We start from the raw sequence: 16,392 nt of genomic DNA, 5'->3' as shown, positions 1-16,392 counted from the left end.
ATCCCGTCGATACTCGACGATAGTGTGCAACTGTGACCGCCGATCGCTAGGCCGTGATGGACAGGGCGTCGAGGAGTCCATCGGTGTTCTCGCGAAACTCGTACCGCAGCTCGACGCGGCCGCCGGGAAAGTTGCCCTCGAGCAGGATGACGACGATCGTCGTCGCACCGGATCGTTGGACGGACAATCGGGTGGACGTGGTCGTGTACTCGCTGGCCGGACCGCTCAGCCAGCCTTTTATCTCGGCGCGCCCGCGGTAGGTGTGGCCGTCGTCGAGGACGGTCGCGTCATCGGTGAACACGTCCGCAACTCGTGTTTTGTCCGGTCCGTCCATCAGCTCGAAGTACGTGGCGACGGTCGGTGGCATATCCGTTGTTGTCATTGCTCCAGCGTCGACCTTCCCGTCAGGGGAAAGTCAAGGGTCAGCGGCCGGTGCGGAAGATCGGCCAACCGATCTCGGTGACGACATCCGTCAGGTAGTTCTCCCGAATGGGTCCGCCGACGCCGATCTCGTGTTCGGCGACATAGGCCCCGAGCTCCCCGTAGGTCTGCCCGATCGTCTCGTCGGGTCCTCGATGCGTTGCGACGGCCAGATCGACGGCGGGGAGCAGCTCTGCCTGGACACGTCCGTTGGGAGTCGAGTGACCGTCCGAAGACGCGATCGGGCAGAACAATGCAGCGTCGCCACGTTCGTGCAGAAACAGCTCGGTGTCCCAGATCCCGCCTATCGGCCCGACGGCGCGCAGAGAATCGTTCTGAGACAACGCATCCAGTTCGGCGAGGGCCGAGGTGTACCAGTCGCCGAGGTCGGGAAGGTCGATCGTCTCGCGAATTACCAACGCCGGTGTTGCCGGGATGCTGCGATGCTCGATGACGAGCGGTGCCGGCGCCGTTGCGAGCAGACCTCGAAGTGACCTGACCGCGGCTCTGGTCGCTTCCAGTTCGGCCTCCATTCGTTCCAGATGCGCAGCGATCAGGTCGTTCCTCGTCTCGACGTCGGTTGCGACGAGAATCGACCGGATCGTGTCTACCGGTACAGACAGTGCGCGCAGTTGGCGAATCACCTGCGCGTCGGCGATCTGGTCGGAACCGTAGAGCCGGTACCCGTTCGAGGGGTCGATCGACGCCGGCAGCAGAAGCCCGGCGTGATGGTAGAAGCGAAGGGTCTTGGCGCTCAATCTGGTCGCCTGGGAGAAGTCGCCGATCGTCATCACGGAAGCCACGTCAGGCATTCTCCCCCACAGGGCGCCGGATCTACCCCCCGATTGTGCGCTGAGCGCCTCCAGGCACACACAACACGGGAGTAGATCCGCCTGAACGGGTAGCTTTGTTCCGCGCCCACCCCGGAGTGGGCACTGACAGCCTCGACCTACAGGCCGACCAACGGTCGTGGTGCGGCGTTGACGCGCTGGGAACAACTTCTCAGACGCTCCCTCATCGCGCTGTCGAGCATTGCGGGGTTGGGGAGATCGAGGATCAAGCGGAGTCGACGACGGTATTCACCAGCTCTGAGTCCGAACGAAACCCATATTTCTTCGTCGTCGGCACCCCCGAACGGGGCCCATCGTGCAGCGAAGTCGATCAGGTCGCGGGCGTGACGCTCGTTCATGGCGGGCCTTGCTCCAACCGACGGCGAAGTGTCGGCATCATGGACGCCGGGCAACCGTCGAGGAAATGGTGTTTTTGCGCAACGATGAGGCCGGGCGAAAAATTCTGGCGATGCCGTGACCCTGAGAGGGCGAGGGCATCGATCCCGGTTCGGCTTGTTGTCTCAGCACTTTCAGTTCACACCCGTCAGGGCGTGTTGTCAACAGTGTGCGGTGCGTCCACCGAAGGCAGTCACTCCGAGGACTCGTGTCGGATGCCGGCGGCATTCGCGAGCACGGTTCGAGCATCCAACGTCCTCTGGACGAGCCCGTCGGTCACTGCGGACAGGGCAACACCGTGCTCGCGCGCGTATCCACGCAAGGCGGTGAACGCTTGGTCCATGTCGAGATCGCCGACGTAGGAGAGCAAGCCCTTGGCCTGCTCGAGACTGGCTCGGTTGCGCAGTGTCGAACTCAGTCGAGCACCGATGGCTGCCGGGTCCGGCGACGTGGGTCCGTTGATCAGCGCGATGCTGGCGACATGGGCGAGTGCCTGGGCCAGTTCGAGGTCGTCGTCGTCGAGTGCACCCGTGCGGGAGCCGAACAATCCAAGAGTGCCCAGCACATTCGTCCGCAGTCGCATGGGGACTGCGTGGACGGACACAAACCCTGCCGAGGTGGCGACGTCGACGAACTGTGGCCACCTTCCAGAATGTTCTTCGAGGTCGGCGACACGGACCGGCTGTCCGGTGCGAAAGCAGTCCAAGCACGGCCCTTCTTCGCGCTGAAGTTGAAATACCTCCAGTAGCCGCGTTGCTTCCGACGACGCTGCGACTACGTGCAGCACACCTCGTTCGTCGGCCAAGAGCAAGCCCGCCGACGCAATGTCGAGTAGCTGCGCACACTCGGCGGTCAACCCGCTGAGTAGTTCGATGACGTCGAACTCTCCGACCAAGCTGTTCGCCAGTCGTACGAATGCCTCGGTGACGCCGTGTTCGCGGTTGCTGTTCATCAAATGCTTCCCGAGTCGTACCCACTGGTGGGGTTGTCGTCGGAACTCAACACGAGCCGACGTTCGATGATGTCCCAGGCGACCTCACTGGCAGTTTGGCCGGTGAGGAACGCGTGCGCGCGGAGGCGGGCAAGGGCCTCGACGGAGTCGAGGTCGAGCTGGCCCATGAGGATTCCGGTCGCCTGATACACCTCGACGCGCTCGAGCGAAGCGAGTTGCTCCCAACCGTCTTGGCCCTCGCTCGCAGCGTCCCAATCGAGATCCGACGTCATCAAGTCCAACAGCGGCAGTGCGGCAAGTTCGGCAGCCCACATGCCTGCGTTCAATGCGGAAGCCGACAGTGGTCCTGGCGCTCTGCAGAACAGATCGAGGACCCCGACGTGTACCGCCGCAATCGCGGTCGGAAGAGCGAAGATCGCGTGTACTCCGGCGTCGAGAACTGCAGGGGTGAACGCCGGCCACCGCCGTTCGTCGGGATCTGCGAGGTCGGGCACCAAAATCGGTAGTCCCGAGGAGACCGCGTCCAAGCATGGCCCCTCGCCGAAGGTGAAGTGAAAGTCGTCCAGTCGCCTGCTGAATTCACCACTCGATCCGAACGTTCCGCGCGTCACTCCATCGTGGACCACCGAGATCGCAGCACCGTCGACGGGGAGAAGTTCCACGCATGCGACACACAGGCGATCAGCGGCCGACAGGCCCTTCCCGGCGCCTGCCATGGCCGACGCCAGGTCCTCGCGCAGCCGCGATTGCGCGGTCATCGTTGCGCCGCTGCGATACTGTCGATCGCTCCCATAGGGTCACCCTAGCCCTCCTGGCTGCCCGAAGGACTCGATGCGGCCTGGATGGGTTCGTCCGGTGTTCGAAGACCCTCCAGGGATTCAGGTTCCGAGCCGGCGGGGCGCGCCAACTTCATTGTGGCAGCAAGAATTTCGCGGCTGCGCGCGGCGTGGGTCGTTGCAGGACTTACGGTGTCGGGCCAACAGTCGGTCTCGTCGAGCGCCCAGTCTACCCACTCGATCATGTTGTCGAAGTGGCCGATCATGAACTTGTTGGCGAGCGTCATCAGGTGCAACCGCTCCGGAAAGGTTCCGCCGTCCGGAGCGTGGAGCCGTCCGGCGTGGGAGACGAAGAGCTGCTGTGTCCGGCTGGCCTGTTCTCGCAAATTCCGGAGGTTGGCCCGAAAGTCCTCGATAGACCCCTGTTCGGCGAACATGACCCGAATGAGGCCCTCGAATTCGAGTGCTGGTGGGCGGGACTGGGTGCTGAGCCACTCGCTGAGCGCGTCGCGTCCCGACTCCGTGATCGAGTACACGGTTCTGCGGCGACGCTCACCGGTATTCTCGGTTCGGGCAGTGACCAGTCCGCGCTCGAGAAGGCGCTTCGGCGCGTTGTAACGCTGACGGTCCGCCCGCGGCCACACCTCGGCAACCCCTCGGCCGACTTGCTCTGCGATCTCGTAGGCAGACCAGTCCCGGGACGCCAAGAGCCCGAGCACCAGGAACGACGTGGTGTTGAGATCGCCTTGAACCAATTGCCCTCTCCTCCCCGTGTGGACCCGACTCCGTGCGTCGAAGTCTGCCCAAGCCTAGCCAGCCACGATGAGGCCCTAGGGTGGCACCTCATCGTGGCTGCCATGGTCTTATCCGCCGCTGGTGTCCTCGGCGGCATCGTCGATGTGTTCACCGGTGTCCTCGGTCGCGCTCGCGTAGACAAGCGGCACAAGCGATTTGGCTACCGCAGCGGCAGGTGGGGCGCCTTCGGGGGTCGGTGCCAGAGTGCCCCAGACCACGATGGTGACGTCGTTGACCGGGTCGTAGCCCATGAACGAGTTGTATCCGGGCATCTCGCCGATGTGCCCGTACATCGGTCCCATCTGTGCGATGCCGTACCCATAGCTGCTGCCGGATGGGTCGCTCGGGTCCGACGGCTGCACGCTGTCCATCCGCAGTGCCTGGGTTTCTTCGTCGAGAAGATCTCCGTTGCCCAGAGCTTCGACCCAGGTGACAAGGTCGTTGGCCGTCGAGATGCCCTGGCCCGCCGACCATGTCCACGACGGATTGTCGTTGGTCGTGATCCGCGGTTGGACCGTTCCTGCCTCGATGGCCGCCAGGCGCTCGGGCGAGAGCGATTCCTTGCCTTCGCCCAAGGTCTCGACGTTGCCGCTGTAGGAGTAGCCGTTGGCGTAGGTGTCGGGAATCGACGTGTCGATGTTGGCGGGGAAGGACGTGCTCGTCATGTTCAGTGTGCTGAACAGTCGATCCTGGTAGATCTGAGCGATCGGTTTGCCGTCGAGCTGCTCAGCGATCAGTCCGAGGAGAACGGTGTTGGTGTTGGAGTAGTTGTATTCGGCGCCGGGTTCCGCCACCGGCGGATTGGCGAAGGCCAGGGCCAGCAATTGTTCTGGCTCCCATACCCTCTGTGGATCGTTGTCCAGGGCTTCGTTGAGCTCGAGGGTCTGGGTGTAGTTGTACAGTCCGCTTCGCATGTCGAGCAGTTGGGCGATCGTGATGTTCTCGCCGTTGGGCACGTCGGGCCGATACTTGCTCACTGGATCCTCGACCGAGATCTTGCCCTCCTGGACCATCTGCAGGATGACTGTGCCGGTCCAGGTCTTGGTGTTGGAACCGATACGTACTTTCGTGTCGGCCGTGGGGGCTTCTGTCGAGTCGAGTCCGAGTGTTCCCCACGACTTCGTGTAGTCGCCTTCCGGTGTCTTGACGAGCACCATCATGCCGACCTCGCGGAACTGGGTGGCGAGTTCGTCGACGACGGTGTCCATCGCGGCCGTGTCGAGAGGTACGAGCGCACTGGATGCCTCCGAAGTCGACGCTTCCGAGCTCGTTGCTTCCGACGTCGATGTCGAGGTGCTGTCCGGGTCGGACGAACACGACGCGGCGACGAGCGCGGCCGTGAGGATGATGGCGGCGGCCCCGGTGGTCTTGGCCCGGCGGGCAATACACCGCCGGGTCGACAGGTGTGCTGTTGGCATTGCGCTCTCCTGATACGTGATGGCTGGCTCGACGAATAGCTGCGTGCTCGGGACTGCCTTGGGGCCGGTGCTCGTGTGCGTTCCGATTCTCCCAAGATTTCGTATTGCAGTGTGCAAATTGCAGTAACTCGGTTAAATTACTACCACTGCACCGCCCGCAGGTGGGGTCCGAAGAGCATGACGGCCCATGAGAACGCTTCAAGAGAGTCGGTGCCCATGCCATCCTCGAGATTTCCCGGACGCAGATCCGGTGTGCGATCACTTCTGGCCTCGTTCACCGTTGTGAGCGTTCTGCTCACCGTGGGCTGCGGCTCGTCGGATTCCACCGAGCCGACCGAGGGTGGGCAGGCAATCCCTCCCGACGCGCAGGCGATCATGGAGTCGGATCCATACTCGGCGGCACGGTGGTCGTACCTGGTGATCGACCCAGAGACCGACGAAGTCATCTACAGCAATCAAGCCGATACGTTCATGTTTCTCGCCTCGCAGACGAAGCATTTCACCGTCGGAACGGTGTTCGACGAACTCGGTATCGACGAGAAGATCACGACCCCGGTCTACGCAACGGCCGCACCGGCGGGCGGCACCCTGACCGGCGATCTGGTGCTGGTCGGATCCGGCGACCTCGCGCTCGGGGGCCGCAACGCCGCCGAGGGCAAGTTCGACTTCGCCACCGACGGAATCGACCATGTCTACGCCGACGCCATCCCGGGAGCGGTTCTCGCGCCGGGTGATCCGCTTGCCGGACTCGAAAATCTGGCCGAACAGGTGCTCGCCTCGGGTGTGACGCGCATCGACGGCGAGGTACTCGTCGACCCGCGTCTGTGGGAAACGTACGAGACAGTCGAAGGTCTTGTCCCGTCGATCTTCGTGAACGACAATCTCGTCGACATCTTGGCCGAGCCAGGAGAGCCGGGTCAGCCGGCCACCGTTCGGATGCTGCCGGGGAACGGTCTTTTCACGATCGACTCGCAGGTGACCACCGGCGCCGCCGACAGTGACTCCACGATGGTGGTCGCCGCAGACGATACGAACCCGACGATCATTCGGGTCACCGGTTCGGTCCCGGCGGGGAAGTCGTCGTTGACTGTTTTCCGCATCACCGACGCAGCCGGCTGGGCTCGGCAACTCTTCATAGAAGCCCTGCAGCGTGCAGGTGTCGAGGTGAACTCGACTTCGAAGATCAACGACGCGGCCGCGCTTCCACCGAAGGACTCGTATCAAGACACCCTGCGGCTGGCGGAACTGGAATCGGCTCCACTGGGTGAGTCCGGTGGAATGATCCTCGCAACCAGCTACAACACCGGCGCGAACACGTTCGTCTGCTTGCTCGCAGCGTCGACGGGGTCGGATCAGTGCGCCGATGGTCTTCCAGCAGTCCGTGATCTGGCTGCCGAGGCGGGAATACCGGCGTCGGACTTCGTGATCATGGACGGCCAGGGCGGTGACCCGTCGTCTGCGACTCCGACAGCGGTAGCTACCTGGTTCGAGTGGGTGAATCAACAGCCCTGGGCGGACACGTTCTGGGCCGGCCAGCCGATCCTGGGTGAGCGTGGCTCGCTGTCCGGTGTAGGCGTCGACTCTCCGGCGAAGGGGAAAGTCGTCGGGAAGACGTCGACCTCAGCTGACGTGGAACCCGGGACAGGGCGCTTGATCGTGACGACTCAGGGCCTGTCGGGGTATCTCGACGTGGGCGACAATCGACGGTTGCTCTTCGTGGTCGCGACGAGCAACGCCGTGTTCCCGGACCTTCCACGCGGAGTCTTCCAGGTGGGCGACGACGTCGGCATGGTGGCGGCCGCATTCCAGCAAGCCCAGGAGAAGTAGTGGTGGTCAGAGGTTTCACTCGAATCGGCGCTGTGGCAGCCGTTCTGATCCTTGCTGTCGGTGCGTGCTCGTCCGGCGATTCGAGTGCCGATTCCGAAATCCCCGGTCTCGACGACTCTGCGCTCGAGGTGATGAATCAACCCGCCTACTCGAACGCACAGTGGTTGATCTCGGTGCAGGACATCGACACCGGCGAGATCTTGATCGACCTCGACGCCGACCGGATGGCCGAGCCGGGTTCGGCGATGAAGTCCTACAGCATGGGAGCCGCGTGGTTGGAGTGGGGGCCTGACCACACGATCGTCACACCGGTCAAACGCACAGGGGAGATCGTAGATGGCACTCTACTGGGCGATGTGATTCTCGTCGGCCAGGGTGACATCACGATGGGCGGTAGGACCGAAGCCGATGGCACCGTGGACTTTGCGAACCTCGACCACAACGACGCCAATCCGCTCCCGGGAGCCACGCTGACGCCGGAGGATCCGTTGACCGGACTGAACGAGCTAGCGGTACAGGTGAAGCAGTCGGGCGTCGATAGGGTCAGCGGCCAGGTCGTCGTCGACGATCGCCTCTTTCAGTCCTCGCTCGCCGGTGAACCGATCACGCCGATCGTCATCAACCAGAACATCATCGACCTGACGACGACGCCTGCAGACGTGGGCGAGACGGCGACAGTTGTCATGAGCCCTGCAGTGGCGCCGTGGCGGGTCACCAGTGAGGTCGAGACGGTTGCACCGGGAGGAGACACCGAAATCTCGGTAAGTTCGCCTGTCGAGGGAACCCTGTTGCTGTCGGGTACCATCGCGGCCGACAGTCAGCCTGCGCTGAAAGTTCATGTGCTGGAGGACCCGTCGACGTTTGCTCGCACGGCATTCATCGAAGCGCTCGGTCGGGCCGGTGTAGCAGTGGGAGGTGATCCGGTGGCACCCAATTCGACGGCGTCGCTGGCAGACATCGATGCCGTCACGGCCCTCCCGTCCGTCGCGGAGTTGACGTCGCTTCCGTTCGATCAGGACGCGACCTACGTGTTGAAGGTCAGCTACAACCGAGGTGCCCAGACGATGATCTGCATGCTGGCAGTCGAAGGTGGAGGCTACGACGCAGACGCTCCCGAAGGAAGCGAGTGCGACGCGGGGCTCGTCGAAGCTCAGGAACTATGGAGCGCAGCAGGTTTGGATACCACCTCGGTGGCGATGATCGACGGTTCCGGCTTGGAAGGCAACTACGTCACGCCGAACAATCAGACCGAACTTCAGACGATCATGGCGAACCGTCCCGATGCGGATCGGTGGAAAGCAACGTTGCCGATTCTGGGAGTCGACGGTTCGCTGGCGCAGGTACAGCCGGACAGCCCCGCTGCGGGCAAAGTCGTAGCGAAAACCGGATCGCTGGTGGACGGCGACACGTTCAACAATCGGATTCGGCTCAACACCAAGGCGTTAGGCGGCTATATCGACGCTGAATCCGGTCGACGGTTGGCATTCACCATCATCGTCAATCAAGGATTCTTCTCCGAGATCGAGGGTGTCTTCGACGCGAACGAGGATGTCGGAAAGGTCGCGGCCATCATTCAGCAGAGCTACTGAGTGGCATCTAGTCGATGTGCTGCAACAGCAGCACGACGAGAAAGATGCCGAGGAGCACACCGGCGTTGGCCTTCCAACGGCGACTCAGGATCGCCACGAACTCCCGCAGGAAGGCAGTCGGTGTGTAGAAGCGCGCAGTGCGTGCTCCTGTCACGTGGGCGTCCAATCCGAGATCACGGGTGAATGCAGCGGTGCGGAGGACGTGAAAGTTGCTCGTGACGACGATCATCGGTTCGGATTCCACACCCGATGAGTCCAGTAGTTGCTTGCTCAGCACGAGGTTTTCGAGCGTTGTTCGCGACGACGTTTCTGCCAGAATCAAGTCCTCGGCAATGCCTTGGGCGCTCAGGTATCTCTTCATCGCAGTAGCTTCAGCCACCGATTCGTCGGTTCCCTGGCCGCCCGAAACGACCAACGCGGGCTGGTTTCCGGCCTTCGCTTCGGCGTTGTACACCTCGAGCGCCCGATCCAGACGGCTCGCCAGCAGCGGTGTGATGGCGCCGCCGGCACCCAATCCACACCCCAATGCCACGACGGCGGCTGCGCCCGTCGGCGGTTCGAAATGCCCGTAGATGACCGCGTGGGTAGTGAATGCCGCGAGCTGAAAACCGAGACCCACCACGAACAACACCGCGGTCCACATGCACGCGAGAAACAGCAGCGGCAGGGTGTGCGTCTCGAGCACCGCGAAGACCACGACCAGCAGCACCACACCCAGCACCGTGACCACCGCGAGGGCGAGAGGAAGTACCGTCGCCATCCGTAGTCCTTCGCGCCGGATGACCACCACCCCATTGATCGCCGCCGCGCCGATGAGCGCAACGAAGGCCAGGAACATGAAGGTGGTGAGGGCGACGACGAGTACAGCCTCCACGCCGACGTTCAATTGGTCCAGCAGGCTCAGCGCGCCCAGCATCCATGCGATGAGCGCAGTGACCACCAGCAGGCCGATGAACAACCGTCGAGGCTCACGTCTGAAACTGACGACCGACGCGACCGTCAGAGCAGCGGCGAACGCCAGGAAGAGCATCGTTCGAATCTACCGAAGTCACCTGCAGACTCCCTGTGAGCGGCACACATTGCCCCGATCGGTCAGGGAACCTGCCAGCTGCCGACTGCGGGGAGGAACGTGATGCCGTACGGAACGGAGGAGGTCGTGGTGATCCGGCCTGATCCCGTCACGACTCGTGTGGGCGCCTTGGGGAAGAGAGCGCCGCTACCGACCATGGAAATGCCCGTCGCTCCGGTGTCCTCGTTCTTCCACTCGAGTTGGCACGGGCACCAACTGCTCGCGTCGAAGAACGAGACACCGGGCTGCTCCTGATCGACAAGAACAGTGTTGGTTTCGTTGACGACGCCGATCGGCAGTTCTGCGGAACCAACACTGAGGTTGTCGCCGCCACCGAGACCGATGAGCGGGGTCAACCGAGCGACCTGAACGGGTGCCGCGGAGGCAGTGGGCGCCGCTATCGCTCCAGCTGCCAGTACCGACGTCGTCAGTGCTGTCAGCGTCGCGAGCTTCGAGCGCGTAAACAATTTCACGTGGTTACCCCCTGATGGCGGTGGATCTCGGTCAGCCAGCGGGTGCATGGCCGTCCGCCCCCGCAGGAAGGTACATACCGGACGCCACGCTTCGCGTTACACGGCGCGGTGTAGCTGGAGGTTGAAGCATGCACGCGCTCGGACATGCTGCGCCGAGGATCAATTCACCTGTGAGGACGCGAGTCGTCGGGCGGACACGATGCGGGTCAACCCGTACAGCAGCAGTCCGACGATCAACAGGATGCCGGTCCGGATCCAGGTATCAGCACTCTGCTGGGTGAGCAATATCCCGCACGTGACGAGGGCCAGGATGGGCAGCACCGCCGGCGCACGGAAGTGGTCGTGTGCGACCTCGTCCCGTCGCAGGACCAGCACGGCCACGTTGGTGCTGACGAAGACGAAGAGCAGCAACAACACAACAGTCTCGGCCAACGCCGCGACACTTCCGGTGGCACACAGGATCACCGCGACGGCGGTGGTCGCGACGATCGCGGCCCACGGCGACTGGCGACCGGGCAACACCTTGGCCAGCGCGGGCGGAAGCAGCCCCTCCCTCGCCATGCCGTACGTCAACCGCGACGCCATGATCATCGTCAGCAACGCACCGTTCGCGACGGCTATCAACGCTATGGCGCTGAACAACGTCGGCGGTATGCCGACGTCGGCGACACGAACCACCTCGAGCAGAGGACCCGACGACGCGGACAGCTGTTCTGGCGGTACGACTATCGAGACCGCCACGCCGACCAATACGTACACGAGTCCTGCTGTCAGCAACGCAGTGAACAGCGCACGCGGGTAGACGCGCCGAACGTCCTCGACCTCCTCGGCGATATTGGCGGACGTCTCGAAGCCGACGAACGAGTAGAAGGCCAACAATGCGGCGCTGAGTACTGCGAGTGCCGGAGTCGTGTCCTGCTGAAACTCGATCACCCGCTCGGGTGCGCCGTCTCCGCGACCGAGGACCATCGCCGCGAGAATCACGATGATGACCAACCCGGATACTTCGATCACGGTCATCACGACGTTCGCGCGAAGCGATTCGGTGATACCGCGGGCATTGAGTGCGGCAACCACGACGAGGAACACGATCGCTGCCGTTATCGCCGGGACCTCGATGAACACGCCCAGATAGTCGCCCGCGAAAGCCAGCGCAAGCCCCGCTGCGCTGGTGACGCCGGCGGCGAGCATGCAGAAGCCGACAAGGAACGACACGAGCGACGATCTGTACGCGCGGGCGGCGAACACTGCAGCACCGCCTGCCCGCGGGTATTTCGTGACCAACTCGGCATACGACGCGGCAGTCAGCATTGCCATCGCGAGGGCGACTGCGAGGGGAACCCACACGGCACCACCGACTTCGCCCGCGATTTCGCCGACCAAGGCGTAGATGCCTGCACCGAGAACGTCGCCGAGAATGAAGACGAAGAGTAGTTTTCCTGTGATGGCTCGTTTCAGCGGCGTCGGCGACGTTCTGTCGATCTGTGGTGCAGTCATCGACGGCGTGTACCCGTTCGAGCCTTGGCCAAGCGTCGGCGAAATGCCTGGTTTCCGCGTTGTCCGAACCGGGTAGGAAGTGCGATGACCCGCAGCACAGCTCGACTGGCCGGAGGCAGTGCTTCCACGACTCGGTCGGGTGTGACCTTGGACGAGCTGGCGGCTGTGCTGGGCATGTCGATCCCGCAGGAGTTGGGTCGCATCGCCGTCGCCGGCGTCCATGACGACTCGCGGGCGGTCGAACCTGGCGACCTGTATCTGGCGTTTCCTGGGCGTCGTGTTCATGGACTCGACTTCGAAGATCAGGCCCGCGCGCGCGGTGCAGTGGCCGTCCTTTCCGACCGACCCGGCTCTGTCCTGCCGACCATCGTGGTGCCGGATCCGCGACGTGCAGCGGGCCCGCTGAGCGCGCATCTGCACGGGTACCCGTCGTCGACGATGGGTGTGTACGGCATCACCGGAACGAACGGCAAGACGAGTACGGCTTATCTCCTCGGCGCTGCGCTTGCGGGGGCGGGCGAGTGCGTGGGAACGATCACGGGCATCTCGACCGACGGACCACGCAGTACGGCAGTCTCGACCCGCACCACCCCTGAAGCAGCCACGCTGCAACGATCGTTGGCACGATTTCGGGACGAGGGCGCCACCGTAGTCGCGATGGAGGTGTCCTCCCACGCCGCCGCTCAGAGAAGGGTCGACGGTACCGAATTCGCAGCAATGGGCTTCACGAACCTCGGGCCCGACCATCTCGATTTTCACGGTTCGATGGAGGACTACTTCGCGGCCAAATCCGCGCTTTTCGAGACGGACCGAACGCGGGCTGCAGCGATCGGTATCGACGACCACTACGGCCGCCGACTGGCTGCATCCGTCGAGGTGCCGTGCTGGACGTTCTCGACCCACGATTCCAACGCCGACATCTTCGGCGACTCCATCGTGTGCACGGCAACAGGTACCGCATTCGAGGCACGAACACCGCACGGCACGTTCGACATTCACCTCCCGTTGCTGGGTCCCCATCAAGTGCACAACGCAGTGGCCGCGCTCGCCCTCTGTGCCGCCAACGCGGTGGATCTCGCTGCTGCAGCGCGAGGAATCGACAAGGTGCGAACCGTCCCAGGCCGATTGGAGCGAATCGACGAGGGACAGAGTTTTCTGGCGATAGTCGACTACATGCACAACACGTCGGGGCAACGGTGTCTGTTGCCGTATCTGCGCACGTTGACTCCCGGCAAGATCATCATCGTCCTGGGCGCGACGGGTGATCGCGACCCGGGCAAGCGCTTCCCGCTCGGCGCGGTCGCAGGCGCCGCAGCGGACATCGTCATCGTCAGCGACGAAAGCCCATTCTCCGAAGACTCCGCCGTCATACGTGACGCCGTCGCCGCCGGCGCGGTGTCGGCGAAGCACGCTACCGTCGTTGTGGAATCCGACCGCCGGAAAGCGTTCGCGCTGGCGGTTTCGCAGGCCGACGATCGCGACGTGGTCGTCGCGGTCGGGCGTGGATGCGATGGATTCCAGACCTTCGGCGACGTCGTCGTTCCGTTCGACGATCGCGTCGAACTCCGGCGGGCAGTACTCGACGACATGGTGCACCGCCGCCAGCGTCGGGAAAGTGCGGGATCCGCGTCGTCGATGTGATGAAGTTGTGCCGTGGCGGGAAACACGAGGAACCCGGGGCAATCGGTGTCGTCGCGGTTGCTCGCCATCCTTGCTGTCTTCGACGAGACGCGCCCGTCTCTTGCCCTGTCGGACATCGCGAACGGGTCCGGCCTGGCGCTGGCGACCGCGCACCGGTTGGTGGCCGAACTCGTGGAGTGGGGCGCTCTTGTCCGTACCGACTCGGGTGAGTACGTCATCGGGCGGCGGTTGTGGAAGCTGGGCATGCTCGCGCCGGATCAGTCCGATCTGAGAGAAGTAGCGTCACCGTTTCTGCACGACATCTACGGAGCGACCCTCGCGACGGTTCACCTCGCAATCCGTGACGGGGACCAGGTGCTGTACCTCGACCGGCTCGCGGGACACACCTCGGTGCCCGCAGTGAGTCGCATCGGTGCACGCCTTCCGCTGCATGCGACTGGGGTGGGCAAAGTGCTGTTGGCGTTCGCGCCCGCAGATGTGCGGGAACGCGTGCTCGGTTCGTTGACCCGTCTCACCCCGTACACGGTCGTGCACGCAGGCACGCTGGCGAGCGAGCTCCGTCGTGTGCACCGTGACGGGTATGCCAAGACGGTCGAGGAGATGACCCTCGGTGCGTGTTCGGTGGCGGTTCCGATTCGTCGGCGCGACGACGAGGTGGTCGCGGCGCTCGGAATCGTAGTGCCGAACCTTGGCCGTGACCGCGCCACACTGGTCGCGGCGTTGCAGGTCGCGGCGAACGGCATTCGCCGCAGTTTTCACTGAGTGGAAGTATTGCCTTTGTGTGCCCGCAGACACAGTGTGTACTGACGGGCATGCGAACTGAAGTTGCCATCATCGGCGCCGGTCCGGCCGGCTTGCTCCTCTCCCACCTGCTCGCCGAGCAGGGAGTGGAGTCGGTTCTGATCGAGACCAGATCGCAGGAGTACGTGCTGTCACGTATCCGTGCGGGCATTCTCGAACACTCGACCGTCCAGCTTCTCGACGACATCGGTCTCGGCACACGGCTGCACGCCGAAGGTCAGCAGCATCGGGGCGTCTACCTGCAGTGGCCGGAGGAGCGTCACCACATCGACTTCATGGACCTCGTCGGGCGCAGCGTGTGGGTCTACGGCCAGACCGAGGTGACCAAGGACCTTGTTGCGGCACGAGAAGCGGCCGGCCAGCAGATCCACTACGAGGTGACCGATACGGCGCTGCACGACGTCGAAAGTGACTCGCCCTTCGTCACGTTCACCGATTCGTCGGGGAAGCAGGTCCGCCTCGACGCGTCGGTCGTCGCCGGGTGCGACGGCTCGTTCGGACCGAGCAGAGCGGCGATGCCGGACAGCGTCCGTCAGGTTTGGGAGCGTACCTACCCGTACTCGTGGCTCGGTGTGCTCGCCGATGTCGCGCCGTCGACCGACGAACTCATCTACGCCTGGCACCAGGATGGATTCGCGATGCACTCCATGCGGTCGTCGACGGTCAGCAGGTTGTATCTGCAGGTGCCGAACGGGAGCGACGTGAGAACCTGGTCCGATGACCGGATCTGGGATGCGTTGTCCACGAGGCTCGGTCACGGACAGGACGGATGGGAGCTGACGCCGGGTCCGATCACCGAGAAGAGCGTCCTGCCGATGCGTAGCTATGTGCAGACGCCGATGCGACACGGCAGGCTGTTCCTCGCCGGGGATGCTGCGCACATCGTGCCGCCGACCGGAGCGAAGGGCCTCAATCTAGCGGTCGCCGACGTCGCCCTGCTGGCGCCTGCGTTGGCGGCATTGCTTCGAAAGAACGATGACACACTGGCGAACTCGTATAGTGACGACGCTCTTCGCCGTGTCTGGCGGTGCACGCACTTTTCGTGGTGGATGACGACGATGTTGCACATCGGCGAGGATCCGTTCGATGCGCAGCTGCAGCTCTCGCAGTTGCGATGGCTCGCGCGCAGCGAGGCGGGAGCAACCGGACTCGCCGAAAACTATGCGGGCCTACCCATCGGTTTCTGATTCTGAGCCGCTACCTCCTGGTCGTTGGATGTTCTGGTAGCCGTTGTGATGCAGATCTCCCCTCGGAGAACGTGCGTTCAGGCGCGTCCGACTCGACTAACTGTCTGCACAACGTGGGCGTGATATCGGCAACGACCGTTGCCGACGCCCTGACGAGAGGATCGATCATGAGCTTCATCGACAAGGCCAAGAACGCTGCTGAAGACGCAATCGGCAAGGCGAAAGAGGTTGTCGGCGACGTCACCGACAACAAGGATCTCGAAGCCGAGGGCAAGAAGGATCAGGGTTCGGCCGGCATCAAGAAGGTCGGCGAGAACATCAAGGACACCTTCAAGTAAGTCACCGGTTGTGGCGGTCGGGCGTCTCCTGCGTGGTCGACGACGCCCGACGCCCACCGGTTCGTGCGGCGTTTCGCGGGTTTGCATTGCCGGTCGACCGGATAAGCAGTCCGACACGGCAACGACAGGAGCTTCACCATGGGTACCCCGGCATCCGGCAACACAGATTCAGACGAGAACGCCAAGTTGGGCGAAGACGGGACGATTCCGAATACCGACGACGGCGTCGCTGTCGGGCATACAGGCCAATCGTCGTTCGAGCCGGAGGAAGACGAACAAGTTCAGGAGTGAGTGCGGCGCTGCGATTCGCCCCCCCCGGGCATCTGAACGCGCACGTTTCAGCGGCCGCGCAGGGTGCAACGTGCGCGTTGGCTGGAAGGTGC

The 16,392-nt window shown here is 63.5% G+C and carries 17 protein-coding genes; 7 read left to right on the top strand and 10 right to left on the bottom strand.

Going from position 1 to position 16,392, the window contains the following annotated elements:
- Window positions 1-46: 46 nt before the first annotated feature.
- From ACODSO_RS27135 to ACODSO_RS27105, 7 genes are all read right to left on the bottom strand, one after another.
- Entirely contained in the window at window positions 47-382 is a 336-nt protein-coding gene (locus tag ACODSO_RS27135; RefSeq protein WP_489039789.1) for a nuclear transport factor 2 family protein, read from the bottom strand.
- A gap of 40 nt (window positions 383-422) precedes the next feature.
- Complete coding sequence (locus ACODSO_RS27130; RefSeq protein WP_489039788.1) at window positions 423-1,223, bottom strand: MerR family transcriptional regulator; 801 nt, start codon at window positions 1,221-1,223, stop codon at window positions 423-425.
- Window positions 1,224-1,369: 146 nt separating this feature from the next.
- A complete protein-coding gene (locus ACODSO_RS27125; RefSeq protein WP_489039787.1) occupies window positions 1,370-1,609 on the bottom strand; it encodes a hypothetical protein in 240 nt (79 codons plus the stop codon).
- A 230-nt stretch (window positions 1,610-1,839) separates the two neighbouring features.
- Window positions 1,840-2,598, bottom strand: coding sequence for a GAF and ANTAR domain-containing protein (locus tag ACODSO_RS27120; RefSeq protein WP_489039786.1), 759 nt, complete (start codon window positions 2,596-2,598; stop codon window positions 1,840-1,842).
- Entirely contained in the window at window positions 2,598-3,356 is a 759-nt protein-coding gene (locus ACODSO_RS27115) for a GAF and ANTAR domain-containing protein (protein WP_489039785.1), read from the bottom strand. The genes ACODSO_RS27120 and ACODSO_RS27115 overlap by 1 nt, the downstream gene beginning before the upstream one ends.
- A 44-nt stretch (window positions 3,357-3,400) precedes the next feature.
- Complete coding sequence (locus ACODSO_RS27110; RefSeq protein WP_489039784.1) at window positions 3,401-4,129, bottom strand: PadR family transcriptional regulator; 729 nt, start codon at window positions 4,127-4,129, stop codon at window positions 3,401-3,403.
- A 108-nt stretch (window positions 4,130-4,237) separates the two neighbouring features.
- On the bottom strand, window positions 4,238-5,587 hold the full coding sequence (locus ACODSO_RS27105) for a serine hydrolase domain-containing protein (protein ID WP_489039783.1): 1,350 nt from the start codon (window positions 5,585-5,587) through the stop codon (window positions 4,238-4,240).
- A gap of 216 nt (window positions 5,588-5,803) precedes the next feature.
- Between ACODSO_RS27105 and ACODSO_RS27100 the strand changes: the two genes are divergently transcribed.
- Complete coding sequence (locus ACODSO_RS27100) at window positions 5,804-7,414, top strand: D-alanyl-D-alanine carboxypeptidase/D-alanyl-D-alanine-endopeptidase (protein ID WP_489039782.1); 1,611 nt, start codon at window positions 5,804-5,806, stop codon at window positions 7,412-7,414.
- A complete protein-coding gene (dacB, locus tag ACODSO_RS27095) occupies window positions 7,414-9,003 on the top strand; it encodes a D-alanyl-D-alanine carboxypeptidase/D-alanyl-D-alanine endopeptidase (RefSeq protein WP_489039780.1) in 1,590 nt (529 codons plus the stop codon). The genes ACODSO_RS27100 and dacB overlap by 1 nt, the downstream gene beginning before the upstream one ends.
- Window positions 9,004-9,010: 7 nt before the next feature.
- Here the strand turns inward: dacB and ACODSO_RS27090 are convergent, their stop codons facing one another.
- From ACODSO_RS27090 to ACODSO_RS27080, 3 genes are all read right to left on the bottom strand, one after another.
- Window positions 9,011-10,033, bottom strand: a complete 1,023-nt coding sequence (locus tag ACODSO_RS27090) for a YdcF family protein (RefSeq protein WP_489039778.1) — start codon at window positions 10,031-10,033, stop codon at window positions 9,011-9,013.
- Window positions 10,034-10,095: 62 nt separating this feature from the next.
- Window positions 10,096-10,545, bottom strand: a complete 450-nt coding sequence (locus tag ACODSO_RS27085) for a hypothetical protein (protein ID WP_489039776.1) — start codon at window positions 10,543-10,545, stop codon at window positions 10,096-10,098.
- 159 nt (window positions 10,546-10,704) lie between these two features.
- Window positions 10,705-12,042: an APC family permease gene (locus tag ACODSO_RS27080; protein WP_489039774.1), complete on the bottom strand. Its 1,338-nt coding sequence runs from the start codon at window positions 12,040-12,042 to the stop codon at window positions 10,705-10,707.
- An 84-nt stretch (window positions 12,043-12,126) separates the two neighbouring features.
- Between ACODSO_RS27080 and ACODSO_RS27075 the strand changes: the two genes are divergently transcribed.
- From ACODSO_RS27075 to ACODSO_RS27055, 5 genes are all read left to right on the top strand, one after another.
- A complete protein-coding gene (locus ACODSO_RS27075) occupies window positions 12,127-13,683 on the top strand; it encodes a Mur ligase family protein (RefSeq protein WP_489039772.1) in 1,557 nt (518 codons plus the stop codon).
- Window positions 13,684-13,695: 12 nt separating this feature from the next.
- Window positions 13,696-14,445: an IclR family transcriptional regulator gene (locus ACODSO_RS27070; RefSeq protein ID WP_489039770.1), complete on the top strand. Its 750-nt coding sequence runs from the start codon at window positions 13,696-13,698 to the stop codon at window positions 14,443-14,445.
- Window positions 14,446-14,495: 50 nt separating this feature from the next.
- Window positions 14,496-15,671 (top strand): 4-hydroxybenzoate 3-monooxygenase, encoded by a 1,176-nt coding sequence (locus ACODSO_RS27065; protein ID WP_489039768.1) that lies wholly within the window; start codon window positions 14,496-14,498, stop codon window positions 15,669-15,671.
- Window positions 15,672-15,838: 167 nt separating this feature from the next.
- A complete protein-coding gene (locus ACODSO_RS27060) occupies window positions 15,839-16,009 on the top strand; it encodes a CsbD family protein (RefSeq protein ID WP_068374555.1) in 171 nt (56 codons plus the stop codon).
- A gap of 138 nt (window positions 16,010-16,147) precedes the next feature.
- Window positions 16,148-16,300, top strand: a complete 153-nt coding sequence (locus tag ACODSO_RS27055; protein ID WP_489039766.1) for a hypothetical protein — start codon at window positions 16,148-16,150, stop codon at window positions 16,298-16,300.
- The last annotated feature ends 92 nt before the right edge of the window (window positions 16,301-16,392 follow it).

The organism is Rhodococcus sp. FG69 (assembly GCF_057808915.1).
The sequence above is the reverse complement of the archived record's forward strand: the minus strand, read 5'-3'. Positions and strand labels throughout refer to the sequence as shown.